The organism is Chitinivibrio alkaliphilus ACht1 (assembly GCF_000474745.1).
Classification (GTDB): Bacteria; Fibrobacterota; Chitinivibrionia; order Chitinivibrionales; family Chitinivibrionaceae; genus Chitinivibrio; species Chitinivibrio alkaliphilus.
The window spans coordinates 1-20,972 of record NZ_ASJR01000011.1 but is presented as its reverse complement, the minus strand read 5'-3'; the positions used below and the strand labels follow the sequence as shown (position 1 = coordinate 20,972).

The 20,972-nt window shown below is 46.5% G+C and carries 21 protein-coding genes; 11 read left to right on the top strand and 10 right to left on the bottom strand.

The genetic code is table 11. The features are described from left to right. The first annotated feature begins 12 nt into the window (after positions 1 to 12). The 6 genes from CALK_RS06635 to CALK_RS06610 are packed head-to-tail and all read left to right on the top strand — an operon-like array spanning position 13 to position 5,132. A complete protein-coding gene (locus CALK_RS06635; protein WP_022636902.1) occupies positions 13 to 1,491 on the top strand; it encodes an ABC transporter substrate-binding protein in 1,479 nt (492 codons plus the stop codon). 10 nt (positions 1,492 to 1,501) lie between these two features. After that, entirely contained in the window at positions 1,502 to 2,410 is a 909-nt protein-coding gene (locus CALK_RS06630; RefSeq protein WP_022636901.1) for a carbohydrate ABC transporter permease, read from the top strand. Further along, positions 2,394 to 3,245 (top strand): carbohydrate ABC transporter permease, encoded by an 852-nt coding sequence (locus tag CALK_RS06625; protein ID WP_022636900.1) that lies wholly within the window; start codon positions 2,394 to 2,396, stop codon positions 3,243 to 3,245. Before CALK_RS06630 ends, CALK_RS06625 begins: the two co-directional genes overlap by 17 nt. A gap of 8 nt (positions 3,246 to 3,253) precedes the next feature. Continuing rightward, positions 3,254 to 4,387 (top strand): ABC transporter ATP-binding protein, encoded by a 1,134-nt coding sequence (locus CALK_RS06620; protein ID WP_022636899.1) that lies wholly within the window; start codon positions 3,254 to 3,256, stop codon positions 4,385 to 4,387. Beyond that, positions 4,384 to 4,728: a hypothetical protein gene (locus tag CALK_RS06615; RefSeq protein WP_022636898.1), complete on the top strand. Its 345-nt coding sequence runs from the start codon at positions 4,384 to 4,386 to the stop codon at positions 4,726 to 4,728. Before CALK_RS06620 ends, CALK_RS06615 begins: the two co-directional genes overlap by 4 nt. 26 nt (positions 4,729 to 4,754) lie before the next feature. Continuing rightward, entirely contained in the window at positions 4,755 to 5,132 is a 378-nt protein-coding gene (locus CALK_RS06610; RefSeq protein WP_022636897.1) for a response regulator, read from the top strand. 5 nt (positions 5,133 to 5,137) lie between these two features. Here the strand turns inward: CALK_RS06610 and pyk are convergent, their stop codons facing one another. The 9 genes from pyk to CALK_RS06565 form a co-directional block, all read right to left on the bottom strand. Further along, on the bottom strand, positions 5,138 to 6,604 hold the full coding sequence (pyk, locus tag CALK_RS06605) for a pyruvate kinase (protein ID WP_022636896.1): 1,467 nt from the start codon (positions 6,602 to 6,604) through the stop codon (positions 5,138 to 5,140). Between the two features lie 13 nt (positions 6,605 to 6,617). Further along, a complete protein-coding gene (gene typA, locus CALK_RS06600) occupies positions 6,618 to 8,408 on the bottom strand; it encodes a translational GTPase TypA (protein WP_022636895.1) in 1,791 nt (596 codons plus the stop codon). A 95-nt stretch (positions 8,409 to 8,503) separates the two neighbouring features. Then, positions 8,504 to 8,773: an HPr family phosphocarrier protein gene (locus CALK_RS06595; RefSeq protein WP_022636894.1), complete on the bottom strand. Its 270-nt coding sequence runs from the start codon at positions 8,771 to 8,773 to the stop codon at positions 8,504 to 8,506. After that, positions 8,774 to 9,718 carry an MlaD family protein gene (locus tag CALK_RS06590; protein ID WP_022636893.1) on the bottom strand — a complete coding sequence of 315 codons (945 nt, stop codon included), beginning with the start codon at positions 9,716 to 9,718 and terminating at the stop codon, positions 8,774 to 8,776. It abuts the gene before it with no gap. 74 nt (positions 9,719 to 9,792) lie between these two features. Then, positions 9,793 to 10,104 (bottom strand): ribosome hibernation-promoting factor, HPF/YfiA family, encoded by a 312-nt coding sequence (hpf, locus tag CALK_RS06585; RefSeq protein ID WP_022636892.1) that lies wholly within the window; start codon positions 10,102 to 10,104, stop codon positions 9,793 to 9,795. A gap of 84 nt (positions 10,105 to 10,188) precedes the next feature. After that, positions 10,189 to 11,040 carry a lipoyl synthase gene (locus CALK_RS06580; protein WP_081698043.1) on the bottom strand — a complete coding sequence of 284 codons (852 nt, stop codon included), beginning with the start codon at positions 11,038 to 11,040 and terminating at the stop codon, positions 10,189 to 10,191. Further along, the gene (gene rpoN / locus CALK_RS06575) at positions 11,033 to 12,463 is read right to left on the bottom strand and encodes an RNA polymerase factor sigma-54 (RefSeq protein ID WP_155851814.1); all 1,431 of its coding nucleotides are present in this window, start codon (positions 12,461 to 12,463) and stop codon (positions 11,033 to 11,035) included. The genes CALK_RS06580 and rpoN overlap by 8 nt, the downstream gene beginning before the upstream one ends. A 36-nt stretch (positions 12,464 to 12,499) precedes the next feature. Then, positions 12,500 to 12,748, bottom strand: a complete 249-nt coding sequence (locus tag CALK_RS06570) for a DUF4404 family protein (protein WP_022636889.1) — start codon at positions 12,746 to 12,748, stop codon at positions 12,500 to 12,502. Between the two features lie 115 nt (positions 12,749 to 12,863). Beyond that, complete coding sequence (locus CALK_RS06565) at positions 12,864 to 13,922, bottom strand: NAD(P)H-dependent flavin oxidoreductase (protein ID WP_022636888.1); 1,059 nt, start codon at positions 13,920 to 13,922, stop codon at positions 12,864 to 12,866. A 389-nt stretch (positions 13,923 to 14,311) separates the two neighbouring features. Between CALK_RS06565 and dgt the strand changes: the two genes are divergently transcribed. After that, positions 14,312 to 15,676, top strand: coding sequence for a dGTP triphosphohydrolase (gene dgt, locus CALK_RS06560; RefSeq protein ID WP_022636886.1), 1,365 nt, complete (start codon positions 14,312 to 14,314; stop codon positions 15,674 to 15,676). 198 nt (positions 15,677 to 15,874) lie between these two features. Here dgt and CALK_RS06555 read toward each other — a convergent pair whose 3' ends face one another. Further along, positions 15,875 to 16,072, bottom strand: coding sequence for a hypothetical protein (locus CALK_RS06555; RefSeq protein WP_022636884.1), 198 nt, complete (start codon positions 16,070 to 16,072; stop codon positions 15,875 to 15,877). A 73-nt stretch (positions 16,073 to 16,145) separates the two neighbouring features. On the opposite strand from CALK_RS06555, the gene CALK_RS06550 reads away from it, so the two are divergent. From CALK_RS06550 to CALK_RS06535, 4 genes are read left to right on the top strand one after another with little or no spacing between them, the layout of a single operon-like run. After that, the gene (locus tag CALK_RS06550) at positions 16,146 to 16,907 is read left to right on the top strand and encodes a hypothetical protein (protein WP_022636883.1); all 762 of its coding nucleotides are present in this window, start codon (positions 16,146 to 16,148) and stop codon (positions 16,905 to 16,907) included. After that, on the top strand, positions 16,904 to 18,553 hold the full coding sequence (locus tag CALK_RS06545) for a hypothetical protein (RefSeq protein WP_022636882.1): 1,650 nt from the start codon (positions 16,904 to 16,906) through the stop codon (positions 18,551 to 18,553). The genes CALK_RS06550 and CALK_RS06545 overlap by 4 nt, the downstream gene beginning before the upstream one ends. Then, positions 18,543 to 19,595 carry a flavodoxin-dependent (E)-4-hydroxy-3-methylbut-2-enyl-diphosphate synthase gene (gene ispG / locus CALK_RS06540; protein WP_022636881.1) on the top strand — a complete coding sequence of 351 codons (1,053 nt, stop codon included), beginning with the start codon at positions 18,543 to 18,545 and terminating at the stop codon, positions 19,593 to 19,595. The genes CALK_RS06545 and ispG overlap by 11 nt, the downstream gene beginning before the upstream one ends. Next, positions 19,592 to 20,698 (top strand): glycosyltransferase family 4 protein, encoded by a 1,107-nt coding sequence (locus CALK_RS06535; RefSeq protein WP_022636880.1) that lies wholly within the window; start codon positions 19,592 to 19,594, stop codon positions 20,696 to 20,698. The genes ispG and CALK_RS06535 overlap by 4 nt, the downstream gene beginning before the upstream one ends. The last annotated feature ends 274 nt before the right edge of the window (positions 20,699 to 20,972 follow it).

Here is a 20,972-nt window from a genome sequence, read left to right as displayed (position 1 = left end):
TTGGAGGCCTTGATGAAATATGGAAAAACAGTAATCCTTTCTCTTCTCGCACTTTCGCTTTTTACCCTTTTTAGCGGATGCGGGCCCCGAAAAGAGAAAGAGGAAATAACCGTCTTGATTCGCATGTTGGATGCACAAAAACGGTTTTTTGAAAATGAAATTGTCCCCCGCTTTGAAGATCGCTACAATGTCAAAGTAAATATCGCGGACTTTCGAAACGCTGCTGACCTGCGAAGAATCCTTGAATTGGATCAAAATAGAAATGAAATATCTCTCGTAAAGGCCCCCTTTGAAATCACCCAACAACTTGTTGAAGAAGGATATATTCATCGTTTGAGCGATATCGAAACAGACCCCGCCTACCTTGAACAGGATATGCGTGTCTACCACCCCCTTGCCAAAGAGCTCGGGACTCAAAAAGGAAACTACTACTATATACCCCGAAAACTTGAAACACGCATCCTGTTTTATCGGAAAAGCAAAGTTGAAGACGCCTACTCTAAATTTGATGACTACCGTGCTGAAATAGACTCAGTATTACAGGAAGCAAATGGGTTTGGGCTTCCACGAGAATATGAACTTTCAAAAGATCCTTCTGACTGGGACTTCTACGACCTGTTTACCGTAGGGTATATTTGGGCCAATGAGGAATATTACGGTCGCCGAACTGGACGAATTGCCCATCGTGGTGATCGGTATGAGGGTACAGCGCTCTTTTTCGTAGATCGTGCCTACCAACTGGGGGCAACACGAGATGATATAATTTCTATGAGTGGCGATGCCGTTGACGAAACCTATCTATGGGAAAAAGTGTTTATCGATATGGGTATCTACAACCCTGGAATATGGAATAACCGCTGGAGAGGAAACGATATTTATACTGGCATTCAAGACGGAAACGTCTTTCTGGCATACATGCAACAAATTGACTGTTTTAATATTCATGGCTGGGAAGAAGACCCGGGAATGCAATCGTTCCTTGAAGATCCAAGTGATATGGGCGTAGCCGTTGTACCTAAGGGGGTTTCCTTTACCCTCAATGAAGATGGCACACCCCGCTTTGAGGGTTCTCGGAGAATTACGGTCGGTGGATGGTGGTGGGGTGTACCAACCTCCTCTCCCAATGCAGACATGGGGTACCAACTTGCCAAATTCATCACCAATAGAGGCGTGCATGTAAATGAATCTGCGCAATTTGGCATGATCCCCGTGCGTCGCGATATTCTGTTTAACATTGCTGAGACATATGATATGGGATGGGTTGGGGATATCTACCGAACCTCCATTGAGCAGCTACAATTTCAAATTACCGACTCCATTACCACCGTACCTCGTATTCGTGAATATTCCGACATTGGCTACACCTATATTGATGCATGGAATAGTTTTATTGATGGAGCAAACCAGAATGTTGGCTACACCGCTGAGAACATACGCGAAGCACTCAATGACGGCTATGTTCAGCGCATAGAAGCTCTTTTTGAGGAGTAAGCCTGCGGGCATGATACAGATCGCCTCATTGCTGAAAGGCAAGCTTATTGATATATGGCCGTTGTTACCAGCGGCTATATATCTTTTTACTTCCTTGGTTCTTGTTATTGTCTACTTATTAAAGCTTGCCTTTACCCACCGGGGAGTATTCCCTTCCTTGACGCCTGTGCAACAAGTATTACAAGATCCAGAGTTTTCTGACGCGCTCATAAACTCTCTCTTCTTTGTTCTTGTCGGCACTCCTACGGAACTCTGTATCGGTATACTATTGGCTCTGCTTATCTACACAGCGCCGGTGCTACGATCTACCCTCCGTTCCTTCTTCATTCTTCCCATGGCTTTTCCTGGCCTCGTCATTGCCTCCCTTTTCTTTATCCTCTTTAATTCACAAGGTGGCATGGTTAACGATCTACTTATGGGACGATATGATTTTTTTCCCGCCATCATTGAAACAGATATTAATTGGAGCGGGAATCGCTGGTTTTCTCTGATTCTTTCAATGATGGGAAAGGTATGGCGGGACATGCCCCTCTCCATGCTGATAATCTTGTCTGGGCTTAACGCTGTGGATGTTAGTATCTTTGATGCAGCAAAAACCCTTGGTGCAGGGTTTCGACACCGCCTGCTTTTTATTGTCATCCCGCTCATTTTTCCTGCCATAAAAACAGTGATTCTCCTCCGATCTATTGAAATGTGGAAAGAATTTATCTTTCCCTATGTTCTTTCCGGGCGCTACTATCTCTTAGGCACCTTGGTAGAACATTATTATAATGGTTTCAGCGGCCAGCCAGAAAAGGGCTCCGTGGTAGCACTTATTCTTCTGGTCTGCGTTATTCTATCTCTCTTCACTTTACTGTTTTTGTTACAGAATATCGAAAAACGACTTATCAACAGGGGGAGTGATGCTTCAGCTGCGTAGTAGCCTTGGACCATCAGGACAAATTATAAAACGCCTTGTATGGGCTCTCCTTACCGTTTGCATTCTCGCCGTGATACTGGCACCACTCTATATGCTGATCAAATACTCCCTCCATACTTCTGTGGTATCACCCGGAACCCCCCTGCCCCTATGGCCAACGGCTCCAACCCTCAACAACTTTCGCTATGTCTTAAATGATCGAGCTATTATACGGGTTATTCAAAACTCACTCTTCATTGCGGTTAACACGGTTTTACTTACCCTTTCCTTGGGTTTACCCGCCGGGTATGTCTTAGCTCGATATCGCATCCCCTTTCGCAAGATCTTTCTCATCCTTATTATCTCAGTACGGCTCTTTCCCGATATTTCCTCCGTCATACCCATTACCTCCTTTTTTATCAGCATTAACCTCTACTCATCGCCCTACGCAGTCATTTTTGCCCACACCTTGCTTTCTCTCCCATACATTATATTCATCTCCATGTTTGCCTTTGAAATGATTCCCCGCGATATTGAGGAACAGGCCTTAGTCATGGGAGCGGGAAGAATGAGTATTTTCATTAAAATACTGGTTCCTATGATTATTCCCAGCATCGTGGTATGCAGTGTCTATACTTTTTTACTTTCATGGGATGAATTTATCTTTGCCCACTATCTTCTCGGTGGAGGAAGCACAAAGACTCTCACCCTGTATCTAGCAGATCTTCTTCAAAGTGCACCGCGACAGAACATTCATGCAGCGATTTCCGTAATTGTAAGCGTACCCGTAATTATATTTACCTATGTGATCCAACGATACATGGCGCAAAGCATTGTAACCGGCGCTGTCAAATAAGAGGCAATATGGCAGGACTCATTCTACGAAATATTCATAAGCGGTTTGGCAATAATACGGTTATTCCTAACCTCAACCTTGAAATACAAACGGGGGAATTTGTTACGCTTCTCGGGCCATCGGGATGTGGGAAAACAACCCTGCTTCGTATGATTGCAGGGTTAGAAAAAATTAATTCTGGAGAGTTGTACATTGGTGGAAAGTATATGAATCCTGTGCCACCGCAAAAACGTCCTATTGGAATGGTTTTTCAAAGTTATGCCTTGTTTCCCCATATGAATGTACGCAACAACATCGCCTTTGGATTAAAGATTCAAAAAAAGGACCGTGCCGATATTTTTACAAAGCTGGATTGGGTGCTTCCCCTACTTGGCTTAGAAAAATACACAGAGCGCTTGCCGAAACAACTTTCCGGCGGACAACGTCAGCGAGTAGCCTTAGCACGGGCCCTTGTTCTCGATCCAGATGTTCTGCTCCTTGATGAGCCCTTGAGCAACCTCGATGCAGCCCTTCGGGAAAAGGCAACGGAGGAATTAAAACGGATTCACATGAAGGTTGGTAAAACAATCATTTATGTAACCCATAACCAAATTGAGGCCATGACCATGAGTCATCGCATTGCGGTTATGCGTAATGGACAGGTAGAACAATACGATAAGCCATCGGTACTCTATGATAGTCCCGCAACCTATAATGCCGCCTGTTTCATTGGGAGCCCTGTAACAAACACCCTCACAGGAACCCTCAAAACGGATGGAAAAGATGCAATTCTCCATTCATCCATTGGTCCAATTCGGGTTGCCCTTGGTGATTCTCCCGCCCTACAAAAGTACGATGGAGTGGAGGTACTTGCCTCTATACGCCCTCAGGATATTCGCTTAAAAACAGAAACAAACAGCAGTGTTGCAAATCTTTCCACAGAGATTTCTGTCCGTGTGGAAATGACAGAAACTCCCGGAGATAGAAGTCTTATTATTGCACGGGCAGGTAAAAACGACGCAACAACGATTCGTTTTTTCGTACATCGTTCACGCCACGTATCCCGTGGAGATCTCCAATCAATTCTTATACCGGGAAATCGCCTTCATCTCTATGATACCAAAACAAAGATGAATATACGCCATGAGGAGCAATACAAATGAGACACACTCTCGTAGTATCTCTGTTACTTTTGTTCGGAGCGTGCTCTTCTACTGCCCAGCGCGCAGACTTTGCCAAGGAGGCCCTTCTCCGGCTTTGTGAAAGCGATTTAGAACACATCGTTGCCACAACAAACCCCAAAGCCCTCCACGCCGAGCCATATTTTAAGATTGTAGAAACCAGTGAGTATGGCGATCGCTCGTTGTTTCAATTTCGAGCGGTCGTTGACTTTTATCATATGGATATTGAACCAATTACCTTTAAAATACGACGAAAGTATCGCTTTCATCGCAATAAACGACAGTGGGAGCGGTATCACAATGAGCTCATTCGAGCAGACTAAAAAACACCGTAACAGGGGGACAGAGTATGCAGCAACGAATTCTTGTAATTGAAGACGACCCGCTTATCTTGACTATTATGGAAAAGCTTCTTGGAAATAGCTATGATGTGGTTACCATGGAAGATGGACAAAAAGCCCTTGAGCTCTTCTCTCAAGAACGGTTTGATCTCGTGATAACCGACATTATTATGCCCCAAGTTGAAGGTATGGAAATTATCATGACCATCCGGGAACAAAATAAGGATATACCTCTCATCGCCATCTCTGGTGGTGGAAGAATTGAAGCAGAACGCTATCTTGATCTTGCAAAAGAGCTTGAGGTAGATTGTACCCTGAAAAAACCCTTTGACAATGAGCAGCTTATCGAGATGGTTACAAACCTCCTCAGTAAAGAAGCCGAGTAGAGAGTTTAATCTCTCCGAATAAACACATCATTTTCAAGCTCTGCCGTAGTGGTAATACCAATATAGGAAGCTCCAACTTGAGCGCCGTAATTTCCAGAAAGTATAACGAGGTAGTCATCTTCTGCAAAATTAAAGTGATACGCAAGACGTTTCATGGCATTTTTTAAGGCACGATCCGTTACCGGCTGTGTACTTCCATCGAAGAAGTAGGGAGTAACCCCAAAGGAAAGAGCAAGACTGCGGACAATATGATCATTGTAACACAGAGCATAAATAGGCGTATTTCCCCGATATCCCGCAAGATTTCTCACGGTTCTCCCACTGGCCGTATCTGCAATAATCGCCTTTGCATTGAGACGGTTTGCCGATTCAATGGCCGATTTACATAAATACGCAGAGACCTCTGTATTTAAGGTTATGGGATGAATATCTGAAAAGGGCTGTAAGTCCTTTTCTACCTCAACAGCAATATCACACATTACCCGGATAGACTCTACTGGATATTTTCCATTGGCCGTTTCTCCGCTCAGCATCACAGCATCTGCTTCATCATAAATCGCATTCGCCACGTCACTTACCTCTGCCCGGGTTGGACTTGGATTTGAGAGCATGGAGTGTAGCATCTGTGTTGCAATGATAACAGGTTTTCGCTTGGTAATACATTTTTTAATAAGCTTTTTCTGAATTGAAGGAATCCGCTCACGAGGAATTTCTACGGCAAGATCACCCCGAGCAATCATAATACCGTAGGAGTGATCCAAAATCTCATCAATGTTATCAACTCCCTCCTGATTTTCAATCTTGGAGATAATACGACAACAGTTCTTTTGGCCTGCTAAATAGGACTTAACATTAAGTAAATCCTGTTTGTTACGCACAAAGGAGTGGGCAATAAAATCGACTTCCTCTTCCACGGCAAAGCGAAGAAACTGCTTATCCTTCTCTGTAAGGGTTGGGAGATGCAAGTGCACATTGGGCACATTAACACTCTTTTTACCCCGAACAACCCCTTGATTTAAAGCAACACAGGAAAGGCGATCCCCTTCACGGGAGTTTACCACAAAGGTAAGTTCTCCATCATCAATCAAAATATGACTTCCCACGGGGATTTCTTCAACAAAATGTGTATAGGAAACATTAACCGTATCACCAGAAAAGGGGGTATTTGGTCGTCCCGCAAAGTACACCGTATCTCCGGTCTCCACAGGAATCTCCTCATCGGCAGCGGTAGTACGAACCTCAGGCCCCTTTGTATCGATCATAATAGCAATCTTCTCCGAAACCTTCCGCACATTATCTATGACTTCCTTGGAAACCTCCGGTGTTTGGTGCGCAGTATTAATACGCACCACATTTAAACCGTTTTTGTAAAGCTCGGTAATGAACTCCGTACTACAGTTCTTGTCAGAAATAGTAGCAACAATCTTCGTTTTTTTCCGGGGTGTTTCCGGAAGCATATCCAAGGTCCTCATAGTAACTCCCTCTCTATTTTGACATCGTCATTTTTCGTAAGCGTATATTCTCTGGAGTAATCTCCACCAATTCATCATCATTAATCCACGCAATGCAGTCTTCAAGGGTCATTCTTCGTGGTTGCGTGAGAACAACCGCATCGTCAGCCCCAGAAGATCGCACATTGGACAATTTCTTGCCCTTAGCAGGATTCACTTTTAAGGTGGCACTTCGGCTATTTTCACCAATTATCTGCCCCGCATAAATCTTTTCTCCTGCCCCGATAAAAAGGGTGCCCCGCTCCTGAAGATTTGCTAAGGCATAGGCTATGGAGACGCAATTTTTTTCCATGGAAACCATGGCGCCATTATGGCGATTTTTTAATTCTCCACAGTACGGGCCATATTCATGAAACACATAGTTCATCATACCCATACCCTGCGTATCAGTCATAAATTCAGAACGATACCCAAGAAGCCCCCGCGTCGGTATATGGAAAATTATCCGGGTTAATCCACCATCCATTTTCAGCATATTTACCATTTTCCCTTTACGCTGATTCAGCTTATCAATAACCACCCCGCTAAACTCTTCACTCACATCGATGGTCACTTCTTCATAGGGCTCTGTCACCTTACCCGCCGCATCAGTGTGATAGATAACCTGCGGACGTGTTACCTGTAGCTCATATCCCTCGCGACGCATGGTCTCAATTAAAATAGAGAGGTGCAACTCTCCCCGACCCGACACCTTAAATCCAACCCGATCGGTAAGATCTTCCACATGCAAGGCAACATCAGACAGCGTCTCTTTGCGAAGACGGTCGCCAATATGGCGAGAGGTGACATAGGTTCCTTCCTGTCCTGCAAAGGGAGAATCATTGGGAATAAAATTCATAGAGATAGTGGGTGGATCAATGGCTATGGGCTCAAGAGGAAGGGGATTTTCCTTACTGGTAAAGGTTTCTCCAACGGTAACTGAGTCCATACCAGCTACAGCAATAATATCACCGCAGGATGCCTGTTCTACGGGAATTTTCTCATTTTTCTCAAATTTATAAATTTTACTAATGCGTGTGGGCTCAAGCTGTCCATCACGACGTGACAACACAACGGCATCATTTATCTGAACGGAACCATTGGTTATTTTTCCAATGGCAAGACGCCCCAGAAAGGGAGAATAATCGAGGGAACTAATAAGAAGCTGAAATGGGCCATGGGCATCTCCCGCAGGTGGGGGGAGCTCCTCCGTAATCATTTCAAGAAGCGGAGCCATATCACGTGCTTCATCCTCAGGATCCCGCAGGGCATATCCCTCTTTGGCAGAAACATAGACAACGGGGAAATCGAGAATATCATCCGGCGCTTCCAGCTTTACAAAAAGGTCAAAAACTTGATCCAATACCCACTCAGGACGTGCCGCAGGCTTATCTATTTTATTAATAGCAACAATGATCGGTATATCCAAGGCGAGTGCTTTTTTTAATACGAAAAACGTTTGAGGCATGGGTCCCTCTTGCGCATCAACCACAAGAATTGCCCCACAGGCCATTTTTAATACCCGTTCAACCTGTCCGCCGAAATCGGCGTGTCCCGGTGTATCTATAATATTGATATAAAAATCGTTATAGCGAAAACCACCACTTTTAGAGGTAATCGTTATGCCCCGCTCCTGCTCAATATCCATTGAATCCATAAGACGTTCCGTAGAGCCGCCATGGGCAGAGAACATACCGCTCTGCTCAAAGAGTTTATCCACAAGGGTGGTCTTCCCATGGTCCACATGGGCAATTATTGCAACATTTCTGATCTTTGCTTGATCCATTTACGCATATCCTTCGTCAATTAAAGACGTAAAATATATGTATCCTGTGCCATAAAGAAGGATTTATGGAATCGTGAAAAAAAAGGAGTGCCGCCTTATGCTGCTTCGGCAATATTTTGAAGGAGTAACGTGGTCATTTCTCCAAGAGCTGTTTGTTCATCATCTCCGGAAATCTGCAACACTAACTCAGTCCCGTACACTGCCGAAAGCATCATGATTTCCATAATACTCTTGGCATTCACCCGTGCTTCCGCTGTTATAAATTCAACGGCGGAAGAGAATTTCTGTGCGGTTTCTACAATTTGCGCAGCAGGGCGGGCATGAATGCCATCCTTTGCGGTGACACGAAATTTCATTTCCTGCATTTATTCACGCTCCCATCGTCGTCGTGTACCCATTCGTATCAGTAATTTCAACCCATCATCATCAATCACCTGTACAAGAGAATCGAGTGAATGAAGGGTGGCATGTAACTGCTCTGCCAAGTCAGACTCATGTATCAGCTGTCCCACGGTACCTTCCTTTGAGTTTACGGCTTCCGTAATATCGAAGATATTGTGCATGGTTGTATCAAGCTGCTTTTCCAGAGAAAGAACCCGTTCAGAAAAGAGGGAAAAATTCTCCGTAATGGCATGAATATTTTCTTCATTGTCCCGGGCTATATGACGCACTGTTTCAGTGGTTGTACGCAAATTTGTAATAATATGCCCAATATCACCCTGATTTTCTCCGAGAATCGCCTCTGTTTTTTCGGTTATACCATCCACACGCTGCAACTGTGTATCAAAGAAGGAAAGAAACTCCGGCGATGCGACGGTATTGCTCACGAGAAACTCAACAGTATCTACAAGGCCTGTTGCCTGTTGTAGAATATCTCCAAACATACCGATAGCCTCAGCAATACCACTATCAAAACGGCCGTCAACGAAGGTGGTATCCCTCTCTGTATTTGGAGAGTACCGCTCACCGTGAGGGCTCAAGGTTACTTCAAGATTTCGTTCGCCGAGAAGGCCGACATTCTTCACCGTAATCTGTGATTTATTGGTGAAGGCAACTCCTTCTTCCAAGGCAAACACAACCGCCACACGGGCATCACGCAGATAGACCTTTCGTACCGACCCCATCTTGACCCCATTGACCGAAACAGGATCCCCTACTTGCAATCCGCCGATATTTGAAAACAGTCCTGTGTACGTGACGTGGCGCGTTCCCAAATTCACATCTTTTAAAAACACAACCCCAGCAAAGAGGGTTATGAGAGCAAAGATGATTATGAGGCCAACACTAAAATCCGATTTTCTTCTCTGCAAAGAGAGTTCTCCTAAAAAAGTACTGACAGCTTGCGCTGTCAGTAATATATAACACGAAATATACCATGAGAAAACTAATTATGGGACTTCTCTTTTTCATTTTTCTTCTTCAGCTGACGGGCAACCTTACTCAAGGTTTCATCGAAAGCCTTCACCATGTTCTCTTCTTGGTTGGAGGTCTTCGCTGTGATATTTGCACCAGCTGCATTGATAATAATTTCCACAATATCCTCAGGACCGCTCTTATGCTCCACCTTATCAAGAATAACATGGGCAGAACTTATGCCATCGTGAAACCGCTGAAGCGCTTCAACATCAGCAACAATAAAGTCTTTGGTTTCCTGAGAAAGATGTCTGTCATGGCGTTTCGTAATTTGTACATTCATGGAAAACCTCCTGTTAAAGTCCGGGTAATTCGCTTACCCGGAACCAAATATATATAATACTATAATTCGCATAAAAGTCCATATTTATTTACATATCTCCCGAAAACAGTCTGCCGCATTGAGAGAACTGCGAACATACGGCCCCATGCGAACACTGGCAATACCACACTCTTGCGCATGAGCTGCATAGATCTCAAACTCCTCAGGTGACACATATCGCTTCGGTGTGATTCCGCCACGACGCCCAGGAAGATACTGGCCCGCCGTAAGAACGGAGATGCCCGTGTCCGAAAGAGTGGAGATCAGAGACAAGACTTCTTCCTGCGTCTCACCAAGACCAACCATAAAACCAGACTTTGTTGGGATACCGTGCTCGCCCAAGGCGTGCAATACAGAAAGAGACCGCTGGAAGCCCCCTCCACTGCGATATCTTGTATAAAGCGACGGTACCATTTCTACATTATGTCCCACAATAGAAAAGGAACCCGTTGCTGCCAGAAAGAGTGCACGGCGGCATCCCCCAAAGTCAGGAAGCAGTGCCTCGACTCGTGTGTGCGGAGCATGGGCTCTGATTTCCCGGGCGGTTTGGCAGATATGTGCCGCTCCTCCGTCGGGCAGATCATCCCGCGTCACAGAGGTGAGGACCACATAGGACAATTCGAGAGAGGCAACCGTCTGAGCCACGCGCTGTGGCTCAGTTGCATCTACCGGGGTAACCGCCTCTTCTCCCATGGCGCAAAAAAGGCAGTTACGTGAACAACCCTGACCAAGAAGAAGAAACGTCGCTTCACCCTGCGAAAAGCAGTGAGCACGATTAGGACATCCTGCGGACACACACACGGTGGAGACTCCTTGTTCCGCTAACTTCGCCTCCACCTGTGGGGCACATCCCCGCTGAGGGATTGGCATGGAAAGAAAAGATGGTTTTCTAGGCATGTTCTTTTCGAAGCCGTGCTGTGGGAATCCCCAATTTATCGCGATATTTTGCGACAGTGCGTCGAGCTGCTTCTACTCCACGTTCTTTTAATAGATTCGCAATCTTTTGATCAGAGAGAGGTTTTTTTCGATCTTCCTCTGCGATGAGATCACGCACTAAATTTTGAATACGAATATTGGCGACCTCTGTGCCTCCACCCATGGAAGCAACAAAAAAATACTTTAGTTCGTACACTCCATAGGGAGTTTCTACAAACTTATTATTTGTTACACGGCTCACCGTGGATGGATGAAGCTCAACCTCCTGCGCAATATCTTTCAATGTAAGAGGACGCAAGGCGTTCTCGTCCCCCTGATCAAAAAAGCCATTCTGATGAGCCACAATGGCATCCATCACTTTCAACATGGATCGTTTACGCTGCTCAACAGCCATGATGAGCCATTGGGCACTCCCCCGCTTCTCCCGGAGAAATTTTTTCACGCTCTTTTCATCACTGCGATACCGAAGCTGGTCGGAATACTGCTCGCTAATTCGTAAATCCGGAAGAAAGCTGTCGTTGAGAACGCTTTTCCAGCGACCGTTATGCTTTATTACCCGAAGATCAGGAGGAGGGGCATACTCATCAGAGTCTGAAAGGCTATACTGCATACCCGGCTTTGGGTCTAAGGACGCTATCACCTCTTTTGCACGGGTCACCTCTTCAATGGAGAGGGCTAGTTCACGGGCAAGGCGTGGCAGCTGGAGTTTTTCAAAATACTGCCAGTATGAATCGACAATTTGATACTCCACAGAGTCTGTACCGTGTGTGCGGGCAAGCTGAAGGAGAAGACACTCCTGAAGATCACGCGCACCAACCCCTGCGGGTTCAAGGCTCTGCAACAGAGCGATTCCGTCTTGTACCATCTCCAAAGAGAAACCGCTTATGGCACAAATCTCTTCAGTGGGTATCTGCAAATATCCCCGCTCATCAAGGCTTCCCAGGATAAACTCCATGAGTGGCCATATTTTTTGAGACACACTCTTTTCACGCAACTGTGTACGAAGATGTTCTTCAAGAGAGCTTTCGTACGTTTGGAGAGAATGCCAATATTCACGTTTCTCCTGCTGTTCTTCCTGCGATATTCCCCCATCCCCATCGTCGGAATACTGCAACCCCTCTTCAAGCGCATAGGGCACTTCAGCGGAATCTTCGGAGAGATCAAGCTCTCCATGATCCTCAGCATGCGGTTCTTTTTCATCCTCGGGCTCATGATCAGCAGGAGAGTCATCTGTTTCAAGGAAAGGATTTTCTAGGAGCTCACGACTTATGCGCTGTTCCAACTGAATGTTTGTTTCTTGCAATAGATCGAGGGAGTGGAGCATCTGCTGAGACAGCCGTTGCTCCATGCGAAGTTCCGCTGATTGTGTTAACCCTAAGTCCACAGAGCCCCCTGTAAATCGTGGTTGTTGCTCCCGTTTTTAAATACCAGCTTCATTGAGGGAGGTGATGATCGTACGCAGCTCATCGATGATACGCGGGTGCGCATATTCAAAGCGCTCTAGGGCACGCTTCAGGGATTCTGCAATCATACGATGGTGTTTAAAGGAGAGCTCTCCAGGATGCTCAAGCAGTACATCAATATTTTCAAGAAGCTCCGTTGCTTCCTGCTCTTCCATATCAGTAATCCGGTCTTTTACCCGTCGCAAATCGGTGCGCAGTTGCTCCACGGCGTACTCCTCTCAAAATATAGGTACAGGAAGTATACATTATCAATTATGAAAAGGCAACGACATAATTCACCGCTGCCAAGACCTTCGAGAGATCCACCCCTTTTTCAAGGAGTTATTCAAAGGCGTGTTTTAAATCATCCATAACTTCTGCCACACTGCTAATTCGGTCTGCCATATACGCCTTGCTTCCACAAAAGGCATAGCCTCGGTCAAGCTTACCACGATACGCATTGTACAAAGCGGAGATAATACAGTACGGGGTATTTGAGATATCGCAGGTTTTAATGCATTTTACGGGGCACCCAGTAGGCTTTCTCGCTCCAGCTTCAACCTCTTCTACAAAGCGGTTTTTCAAGGCTCTTCCGGGCATCCCCACGGGACTTTGGATAACCATAACATCCTTCTCCTCCGCTTGGATATACTGTTGTTTAAAATCCTCATGGGCGTCGCACTCTGTGGTTGTTACAAAACGACTTCCAATTTGTACGCCATCGGCACCATGGGAAAGAATGTCGCGTACATCTTCCCGCGTAAAAAGCCCCCCACCGGCAATAACAGGAAAACGTACCCCATACTTCTCTGTACAGAGATCACGTTCACGGACAACAGCTTCAACCAGCTCCTCAAGGGAGTAGTTCGCATCATCAAGTTGCTCGGGTTTGAAACCAAGATGCCCTCCCGCATTCGGACCTTCTACGACGACCGCATCGGGCAGATAGTTAAATTTACTCTTCCATTTGCGACAAATGACCCGGAGCCCCTTGGCGGAAGATACGATGGGAACCAATTTTGTAACACTATCCGAGGTAAGGAATTTTGGCAAATCCAGAGGAAGCCCCGCGCCGGAGAATATAACGTCGGCTTTCTCTTCTATCGATGTACGTACCATGTCATCAAAATTACTCAAAGCAACCATGATATTTACACCAATAGCTCCTTTCGTATGCTTTCGTGCTTTTCGTAGCTCAGCACGCAGCCCATCGATACTTGCTTGAAGAAAGTTTTTTGACGCATCTTTATATATTAACCCCAAGCCAGCACTGGAAATCACCCCAACACCACCGTTATTAGCTACTGCTGCTGCTAGGCCTGACAAGGAGATGCCAACGCCCATTCCTCCCTGAACAATAGGCACAGGAACCGTGAGGTCTCCAATATGCATTGCCTTCATTGATTACTCCTCCAAATGTGCAGCGGGCAGAATACAGAAACGTTTCTCTGACTCTTTCGTACTACTGACGTACCTGTATACCCATACTGCGTTACAATTATCTTATAATAAATATACATGATTGGTAATTACACTGGAACAGATATAATCATGTTCTAAAAATGTACCTTGCGTCACGTTTCTCTGTATCCTATACTTTACCCATACACATATCACAAGGAGTCAACCATGAATATTTTTTCGATACTACTCGTAACCCTGTTTTTTCTCTTTCTGATCCGTGATATTTCACAGGGATTTGACCGAAAAAAAAGACGGCTGAGACGGCAGTAACACCGCCCCCTCCCACATAACATATATTGGGGGGAGTTCTTTTTTCGGAGCCCACCATGAACAGCTTTGACCAGTTCCTCACGGATCGACGCTTTCGCAGTTCTATGCAAACATCTGAGGATCAACGGAACCCCTTTGAAAATGATTTTTCACGGGTTGTATTCTCTTCATCATTTCGCCGACTGCAAGACAAGACCCAAGTATTTCAGCTTGACAAGGGTGATTTTGTTCGAACCCGCCTTACCCATTCCATAGAGGTATCATCCCTTGGGCGGTCAATTGGACTGAGCGTAGAAAACCGCCTCATTGATGCGGGTATACTCAGTCCCGAAAAACGAGGTCATATTCCTTCCATTCTTGCAACGGCCGGACTTGTCCATGATATTGGCAATCCCCCCTTTGGCCATTTCGGTGAATGGGCCATTCAAGACTACTTTCGTCGTTTTTTCCGCACAAACTTCACTTGCGCAGATGCCCTAACACCTGCTCAGCAACACGACTTTATCTATTTTGACGGAAATGTACAAACCTTTCGGGTTCTTCGAAAACTACATTATATAAAGGATAGCGAAGGAATGAACCTTACCTTTGCTGTACTGGCAACCATCGTCAAATATCCCTGTTCATCCCTTGAAGGAAACACCTCAGAGGGAGGAATCCTCCGCAAAAAATTCGGATATTTTCAATCTGAAGCAGCTGATTATGCAGACATCGCCCGGGAATTCTCCCTCTCTGGACGCTACCCCCTCACCTTTCTCCTCGAAGCAGCCGATGATATCGCCTACTCCATTGCAGATATTGAAGATGCCTGTAAAAAAGGATTGATCGGATATATGGAAATTCGTACATTTCTCGAAGAAGGCCTGCAGCCAATATCCCTGTCTGAACAAGAGCGGGATGCAGACTTTATCACCCTATTTACCGACCTCTACAACGATGTTGCTCAGAGCTACAAAAACAAACTTGAGCTGGCGGTGCAACGCTTTCGCATTGTGGTACAACGCTTTATGATTTCCGCCGCGGTGGATACTTTTTACGCCCATATTGATGAAATCTGCGCCGGCACCTACAACAAAGACCTCTTGGAAAACTCCTGGGCATCCAACATTCGCCGGGTCTTTAAAGATCTGGGACAACATATTTTTGCTCATAAAACCATTATTGAAAAAGAGGTGGTTGGCTTTAATATCATCCACTACCTCCTTGATGAATTTGTGGAAGCAGTCAGCAGCGATGAGTTACAGAAGAATCCGAAACAACCACGGCTCTATAATATGATCTCTTCCAATTATCGCTTTATCTATGAACACTTTAGCGATCACTCCCTTTACAGCCGGCTGCAGCTTGCCGTGGACTACATCAGTGGTATGACGGATAATTTTGCCCTGAAACGGTACCGCATATTTCGCGGGATAGAGTAATTCACCGTATCCTGCACAAAATTGATTGGGCACGCACGGAACGTATGACCGAACCACCAGCTCATGAGAAGCATGATTCAAGGTGCAACACAAAAAGAAGGACCCGCGGAACATGCAAGAAAAACAGGGTCGCTGTATTCACCCCCAGAAAAGCAAAAAAGAGGATCACTCCTCTTTTTTACAGATTTGAACAAGAAGTCAAGCTGATCTGCATTTACAGGTCGATAACATTCCCTGCTCGATCAAGCAAACCACACTTACACTCATACCCCATTTTTTTGCATTGAGAGCCATAACACGAATAGGCTTGCGCTCTTGTCCACAAACGGAACAGGTCATCACAACCTTTTCTCCACGGTTTTCAATGGAGTTTTTTGAACCGGTACGTATATTCATACTATCTCCTTACTATTAGATTACCCAATTTGCGGCTACTAATATATATATTGCAGAGATGTGATCACAGGAATTGAGAAAAAAAGGTTTCTATGAAAAAATTACTCCTTCTATTTTTTGTATTCTCATCTCCTTTGGCGCGGGCCTCTACAGCGGTCGCTTTTTCGCATCTGTCGAGCATCCCGCCTCACCCGACACAACATCAAAAAAACTGTTCCTTGCCCTGCAATCCATGGAGTATCATATTGCCCGTGAGGAAAACCTCCTCCACGAAACCATGGAACGAGTAATATATGCCATGGGACAAAATCGGGATTTCATGCTCTCTTATTTTGCAGAAAATCGCCCTGCTGCCCGGGTTATTCGGCAGAGTGCCACCTACTATGGAGAACTCTTTCCCGCTCTCTTTTCTCTTCTTGTGGTAGACTCTTCCGGTCTTATTCTTTCGTCATTCAATACTGATACCCTGCCCGCGGACACAACGACCACCTCCTTTCGCACAAGCAGTGAGACCCCACCGCGCATTCTTTTCCATCATCGCACGGTACTGCAGGAAAAAGAGAAGGATCTGCGACTCTACGGTACGGGGGTATACCCCTTGTCACGCCTCACATCTCTGGCAGAACAATATGGGGTTGAGGTGCTCTTAATCCACCGCTCAGAAAATCACGACACCCCCATCTTTCATACCCTGTCCGAAGACATATCGCGATTTGGAGATGATGGAGACGACACAGTTATCATAAATTCAAACTATCACCGCGCAAAATCCACTCAAATTCTGGACAATACCTATTTGTATGTTCTGGAAGAAGAAAAGGAGCAGACCCTATGAAACGACAGGTCCTCTTGTGGCTTCTTATTTCCCTCCCCTTGGGGGCACAGGAGTTTCTCAGCCAAGCAGAAATTGATACAACAATCCAGAGAGCCTACTATCGCTTTATCGCTGCGGATCGCCGGGCCGGCGGAAGTTCTACCAGCCAAAAAGAGGCAATACAGCAAGCACGACAAGCTGCTCAACGCCTACGTGAGAAGGCAGAAACCGACCCCAATGCCCGATATATTTTGTGGCGCGTCAATGAGTTGGAAGCTCAAATTGCCCTTGAGCAAGAAGAGTATAACACGGTAAATGCCTATCGGCGCGGGGTTGAAATTAATGAGATTGTGGACGAATTTAACAAAGAACTCGATGCGGAACGTCCCTCCTTTGCAAAACTCTACGGGCTCCATGCCTCCATGCTTTCCCTAGATACGCGCCATGCCAATGAGCTGGCAGACTTGGTAAATCACCACCAACGCTACATTCGTCAAAAAACAACCCAATCCATTAACGATGCCTTTGGTCGAGGCGACTATGATACGGCAAAAGAGCTCTATGAGTATGCCGTGAGCAACCGCCGCTACCTGGGAATATCTCCCGGACTCTACGACCAATGGAGCCGTCGTATTACGCAACGTAGAACCGCCCAGTTTCTTCGTGACGAGCTAGACGAGCGACTCCGGAAAGTGGAAGAACAGGTTGCAGCAAACCAACATATTACTCACTCACGACGGACCATCCAAATCTTTTCTGCTGACCTTGAAAATGCCTCGGAACGGCTGGATCGATCTTTTACAAACCGGTATCAGCGACGTCTGGAAGAGATGGCTGCGGAAATTGATCGTGTAGAGGACTCCCTTGTATCTCACGGTATTTCCCTTATTCGTCCCGGTGACACGCAGGAAGCCGCTCGATTTATGGAAAACACCCTTTCTCAAGCAGGCATATCCAATTCAAAACTGGCCATGGTAGATCGAAAAATACTCCAAGCAAGTCAACGCCACATGGACGATGAAACCGCAAAATCTGTGGCACGACAACTTGAAGGGCTCAATGGTGCTGCCCCCACGGGCGGACTTATTTCAACAGGAGATATTCAGGGACGCCTCCATTCACGGCGAGATTCCGTGGAACAGCGTTTTGCCATGATAGAAGCAAAGGCGATACAGCACTATCGACGGGAGAATCGCCGGAAAATGCGCCGCTTTGACCGTGAGCATCGGCGACTCACTCGTAATCAAGCTCGAGCAGAAGATCGCCTTGCGGCCATTACCGAGCTACTTGACCGAGGACGCTTTCGTCGCGCACGACGCCGCTATGACCGTCACCGGGACGATCTCTTTGCCTATGGAGACGCGAGGAGCCTTTTTATTGTACGCATGCGCATCAACGAATATTTTGAGACCCACGATGACCCGGACATTGCCCGTATTCAAGCTTTGCAAGAAGAACAAAGTGACAGCGCCCATGCAGCCAAGGCCGCTGAGGTTATTGGAAAAATTTACACCAACGTGGAAAATAGAAATTTCATGGACGCCCTAAAAATATACTATACTAATACTGACCTCCTGCGAGAACATGCCCACGATGAGGCCTTTTCCGCCATGCGGGTCTATTTACTAAGACGCTATAACAACGAGTACTCCCTCTATGATGGATAGAACTACAACAAAACAGGTGTTTGTCGGCTCTGTGCCCGTAGGCGGCGGTGCCCCCGTGGCAATACAGTCTATGACAAACACCCCCACGACAGATGTTTCTGCTACTCTTGATCAAATACACGCCCTGCACAGTGCCGGGTGTCATATTGTGCGAGTATCCGTGTACAATACGGAAGCAGCAGAAGCTTTTAAAAAGATTCGGGAAAACACCACTGTTCCCCTTGTTGCCGATATCCACTTCGACTACCGCATGGCCCTTGCAGCCATAGCCTACGGAGCAGATAAAATTCGAATTAACCCTGGCAATATTGGATCAAAGGAACGAGTCTTTGCGGTGGTTGCTGCGGCCAAAGAAGCAGGCATACCCATTCGAGTTGGAGTAAACGCCGGCTCCCTGCAGAAGGACATTCTTAAAAAACATGGCGGCCCGACACCGCAAGCCCTTGTGGAAAGCGCTCAAGAGCATATTGCCCTCCTCGAAAGTGCCGGTTTTTATGACATGGTTCTCTCCATAAAAGCATCGGATGTTCCCACCACCGTGGCTGCCTGCACAGCCCTGAGTGCCCAGACCTCCTATGCGCAACATCTTGGTATTACCGAAGCGGGCACCCCACGCTTTGGTACAATAAAATCATCCGTGGGGCTGGGCGCGCTTCTTTCACGCGGCATCGGCGATACTATTCGAGTCTCCTTGGCGGGAGATCCCTGTGAGGAGATCCCCGTAGCGAAGGGAATACTTCAATCTCTCGGTCTGGCCTCAGGCCCAACGGTTATTGCCTGTCCTACCTGTGGCCGAACCCGTATTAACCTTGTACAGCTGGCAGAAGAGGTTGAAGCATACATAACCCCCATCGAGAAAGATATCACCGTGGCTGTCATGGGGTGTGTTGTGAACGGCCCAGGAGAAGCACGGGAAGCAGACTACGGCATTGCCGGCGGAGACGGAGTGGGGCTGATCTTCAAAAAAGGTACGGTGGTAAAAAAGGTATCTGAAGCAGCACTCATCCCGGAACTTATCGCTCTTATCGAACAAGACCAATGAATATTCTGGTACTGAACTGGCGAGACAAAAAACACCCCCGTGCCGGTGGGGCTGAGGTGCGTCTGCATAAAATATACGAAGATCTCTCTCAGCGGGGCCATACCATTACCTTGGTGACAAGCCGCTTTCCTGGCGCTTCACCGAGTGAACTCCTGCATGGAATTCGAATACTTCGTTTTGGCAACGACTATGATTTCTGGATTCGTGTCTTTGTTTTGCTGCCCCGGTTAATCCGTCAAAGTGATGCCCATATTGTCGTTGAAGATTTTAACAAACTGCCCTTTGGCACTCCCCTCCGCACTAAAACGCCACATCTTATTCAAATGCACCATCTTTGGAAAAAATCAATCTTTCACGAATGTTCTTTTCCCCTTGCGCTCTTTATCTATCTGATGGAGCAAACCCTCCGTATTGTCTACCGCAAATCCTCCTTTATCGTGGTAAGTGAATCGACAAAAAAAGAGCTGGCTTCCATGGGGGTCGACCCCTCACATATTGCCCTTGTACACAACGGATGTAACCTTACCTACTATACTCCGCCTCGCGAGGAGTCTACGGCCCCTCCGTATCTTCTCTGGATTGGGCGTATTCAAAAATATAAGGGTATTATGGACGCCTTACGTGCCTTTCAGTTGCTCCATACCTCCTATCCGGATCTTCACCTGGCCATTGCAGGAGATGGCCCGTACAAAGAGGTTGTAGCAGAGTGGATAGCAGACAAACAGCTCGGCCATCGCATCACCCTGCACGGCTTTGTGAGCACAGAAAAAAAACGATCTCTCTACCGTCACGCCCGAGCAGTGCTACAGACCAGCTATAAAGAGGGGTGGGGCTTGACGGTGATTGAAGCAAATGCGTGCGGCACACCGGTTATAGCAAACAGAGCACCGGGACTCTGCGACAGCGTACAGGACAATACCACGGGACTGCTCTACCGTTTTGGGTCGTGGCGCGATTTAGCCCGACGGGTGAAGGAATATGTAGAAACCCCCGCCCTTGAAGCAAAACTGCGTGAAAATTGTCGTCCCTGGGCAGAGCGATTTTCCTGGAAACAAGCGGCAGACGAAACAGAAGCACTTCTTACACGCAAATGCACTCCATAAGTACATTCCCGTGAAAAAAACTCCTTCGTAGAATCTAAAGACCATAACCGTTTTCCTGCGGAAAAATCAACGTACAGGTACCGGCCCTGTAACAATTCCCCCGCGCCGGAAATCCGGCACGGGGGTTTTATTTATTGCGTAGGAAAGAGATCTTCCTTAATCCCGATCATTCGTTCTCTTCTCGCACGTTGGGTAGACCCCTCCGGTCCACTCCATCGCAGGTCAATCTGTGCAGAGTATGCGCCTCGTCCTAAGCGCCGTCCGGCACTATTGA

Excerpts from the sequence above, each read along its gene's own strand:
- CALK_RS06635 (WP_022636902.1), top strand. The coding sequence starts at position 13 with ATGAAATATGGAAAAACAGTAATCCTTTCTCTTCTCGCACTTTCGCTT.
- CALK_RS06630 (WP_022636901.1), top strand. The coding sequence starts at position 1,502 with ATGATACAGATCGCCTCATTGCTGAAAGGCAAGCTTATTGATATATGG.
- CALK_RS06625 (WP_022636900.1), top strand. The coding sequence starts at position 2,394 with ATGCTTCAGCTGCGTAGTAGCCTTGGACCATCAGGACAAATTATAAAA.
- CALK_RS06620 (WP_022636899.1), top strand. The coding sequence starts at position 3,254 with ATGGCAGGACTCATTCTACGAAATATTCATAAGCGGTTTGGCAATAAT.
- CALK_RS06615 (WP_022636898.1), top strand. The coding sequence starts at position 4,384 with ATGAGACACACTCTCGTAGTATCTCTGTTACTTTTGTTCGGAGCGTGC.
- CALK_RS06610 (WP_022636897.1), top strand. The coding sequence starts at position 4,755 with ATGCAGCAACGAATTCTTGTAATTGAAGACGACCCGCTTATCTTGACT.
- pyk (WP_022636896.1), bottom strand. The coding sequence starts at position 6,604 with ATGAGGACCTTGGATATGCTTCCGGAAACACCCCGGAAAAAAACGAAG.
- typA (WP_022636895.1), bottom strand. The coding sequence starts at position 8,408 with ATGGATCAAGCAAAGATCAGAAATGTTGCAATAATTGCCCATGTGGAC.
- CALK_RS06595 (WP_022636894.1), bottom strand. The coding sequence starts at position 8,773 with ATGCAGGAAATGAAATTTCGTGTCACCGCAAAGGATGGCATTCATGCC.
- hpf (WP_022636892.1), bottom strand. The coding sequence starts at position 10,104 with ATGAATGTACAAATTACGAAACGCCATGACAGACATCTTTCTCAGGAA.
- CALK_RS06580 (WP_081698043.1), bottom strand. The coding sequence starts at position 11,040 with ATGCCTAGAAAACCATCTTTTCTTTCCATGCCAATCCCTCAGCGGGGA.
- CALK_RS06565 (WP_022636888.1), bottom strand. The coding sequence starts at position 13,922 with ATGAAGGCAATGCATATTGGAGACCTCACGGTTCCTGTGCCTATTGTT.
- dgt (WP_022636886.1), top strand. The coding sequence starts at position 14,312 with ATGAACAGCTTTGACCAGTTCCTCACGGATCGACGCTTTCGCAGTTCT.
- CALK_RS06555 (WP_022636884.1), bottom strand. The coding sequence starts at position 16,072 with ATGAATATACGTACCGGTTCAAAAAACTCCATTGAAAACCGTGGAGAA.
- CALK_RS06545 (WP_022636882.1), top strand. The coding sequence starts at position 16,904 with ATGAAACGACAGGTCCTCTTGTGGCTTCTTATTTCCCTCCCCTTGGGG.
- ispG (WP_022636881.1), top strand. The coding sequence starts at position 18,543 with ATGATGGATAGAACTACAACAAAACAGGTGTTTGTCGGCTCTGTGCCC.
- CALK_RS06535 (WP_022636880.1), top strand. The coding sequence starts at position 19,592 with ATGAATATTCTGGTACTGAACTGGCGAGACAAAAAACACCCCCGTGCC.